Annotated in this window: 3 protein-coding genes; 1 reads left to right on the plus strand and 2 read right to left on the minus strand. The window is 72.9% G+C overall.

Annotation, left to right across the window (positions count from 1 at the left end; genetic code table 11):
• On the minus strand, nucleotides 1–725 hold a 725-nt coding region (locus AB0K09_RS32990), incomplete at its 3' end, for an MBL fold metallo-hydrolase (RefSeq protein WP_366069076.1).
• Between the two features lie 131 nt (nucleotides 726–856).
• On the opposite strand from AB0K09_RS32990, the gene AB0K09_RS32995 reads away from it, so the two are divergent.
• Entirely contained in the window at nucleotides 857–1288 is a 432-nt protein-coding gene (locus tag AB0K09_RS32995; protein ID WP_366069077.1) for a MarR family transcriptional regulator, read from the plus strand.
• A gap of 18 nt (nucleotides 1289–1306) precedes the next feature.
• Here AB0K09_RS32995 and AB0K09_RS33000 read toward each other — a convergent pair.
• The coding region (locus AB0K09_RS33000) for a zinc-ribbon domain-containing protein (protein WP_366069078.1) at nucleotides 1307–2024 on the minus strand (718 nt) is incomplete at its 5' end.

A 2024-nucleotide genomic window follows, 5' to 3' on the forward strand; every position in this document is an offset into this window, starting at 1 on the left:
GGGTCGTGGTCGAAGGCCGCGGACCAGTCGGGGTGGCCGGCCTGGACCGGCGAGTGCATGGCGTCGCCGAAGGCGATCAGACGCCGCCCGCCGCCGGTGATGACGTACTCGGCGTGCCCGGCGGTGTGCCCGGGATTGATCCGCACGCGGACGCCGGGGAAGATCTCCTGCCCGTCCGTGATCGTCCGTACGTGCGGCGCAAGGGCCGCGACGTGCCCGGCCTCCAGGGCGTCGCGCGCGTCCCACTCCGGCTCGGAGATCAGGTAGTCGGCGTGGGCGAACAGGGGCCGGTCGCCGCCGGGGGCGGGATGGCAGGCCCAGCCGAGGTGGTCGGGGTGGAGGTGGGTGAAGGCCACCGCTTCGACGTCCTCGGGGCGGCGGCCGAGTCCGGCCAGGCCGTCCGGGAGCGCACCGCCCTGGATCACGTCGAGCGGGCCGTCCGGCGCCTCGTGCCTCTGCGGGCCGAAGCCCGCGTCGATCAGCAGCGCGCGGTCGCCGTGCTCCACCAGCAGAGCGCCGACGCTCCCGACGAGGTGGCCGGTGGCGTCCAGATACTCCGGGTGCGCGGCCCACATCTCGTCCGTGGTGTCCGGGAGCATCCGCAGCGGCCGGAACCGCGCCTCGCCGTCCGGCACGTACGACACCTTCGTGTCGCCCAGCCGTATGGAGCGGATTCCGGACGGCCGGCTCAGTCGTCCGTCCTGATCCACCGTCATCTCAGGCATGGCTCTCCCCTGTTCGTCGTCATCGGGTCGTCGCCGGGGTGTCCGCACGGCGACGACGAAACCATAAGCATCAAGCTCGAATCATTCAAGCTGTAAATATGTTGGCTTGAGGTACTTGCTAGGCTGGTGGCATGACGACGTCCCCGGAGCCGCAGGCGGTCATCGCCGAGCGACAACTGTGCGGTCTGGTGAACCAACTGGCCCAGCGCATCGCCGAGCACGTACGGGCGCGCGCCGCCGCCCTGGGCCTCACCGCGCCCCAGGCGACCGCGCTGCGGGAGATGAGCGGGCCGATGACCATGCGGGAGCTCGCCGAACGCATGAGCTGCGAGCCCTCCAACACCACCTTCGTCGTCGACAAGCTGGAGAAGCAGGGCCTGGTCGAGCGCCACCCGCACCCGACCGACCGCCGCGCCAAGCACCTCGTCCTCACCGCGGAGGGCACCGCACTGCGCGAACGCCTGCGCGCGCTCCTCGCCGTGGACTCCCCGCTGTCCGGCCTCACCCCGCGGGAGCAGAACGTCCTGCACGGTCTGCTGGAGAAGGCCGTCACCGGTCCCTGAGCCGCGGGCCGGGGCCCGTCAGCCCCGCTGGAAGAACTCCACCTCCGCCACCGCGACGTGGCGGCCTTCCGAGAGTCCCGTGACCGACCGCAGCACCAGCCGGACGGTCACCACGTCGGTGATGCCGGTGGGGAACGTCTGCGGTCCCGGCTTGTCGCCGAGGGTGAGGGACGAGCGGTGCACCGTGCCGTCCGCCGACGTGACCTCCAGGTCCATCCGGAGCGCCCGGGCCTCGCGGGCGTACTGCTCCGGCGACGCCGACGCGCCGTTCGTGACGACGAGGTCGACCAGCCGGAACGGCTTGCCGAAGGTGTACGTCACCGAGGCGTCCGGTCCGGGTGCGCCCCAGTAGCGGTTGCTGAGGCCGTCCGTGGTGTTCGTCGCCGGGTGCGAGGGCAGCTGGGCAATGGCCGACACGTCCACGGGAGTGACGGCCTTGGCGTCGCCGAGCTTGTCCCGGGTGTCCTCGAACAGGGCGCGCCCGGCGGGCAGCAGCAGGAACCCTGCCACGCACAGGGCCAGGACCACGCCCAGGATCACCAGGAGGCGCACCGCCCGCCCGGATCCGGCCCGCACCCGGCGGCGGAACGGCCAGACGGTCCGCCACCACGGCAGCGGAGTACGTTCCTCCGCCGGCGTCAGCGGGTGGGCGCAGCGCCGGCAGAACCGGCGGCCGGGCGGATTGGGCGTGCCGCACGCCGGGCACGGCGGCCCGGACACCTCCTCCGGCGCCGCC

The organism is Streptomyces sp. NPDC049577 (genome assembly GCF_040675635.1).
GTDB lineage: Bacteria > Actinomycetota > Actinomycetes > Streptomycetales > Streptomycetaceae > Streptomyces.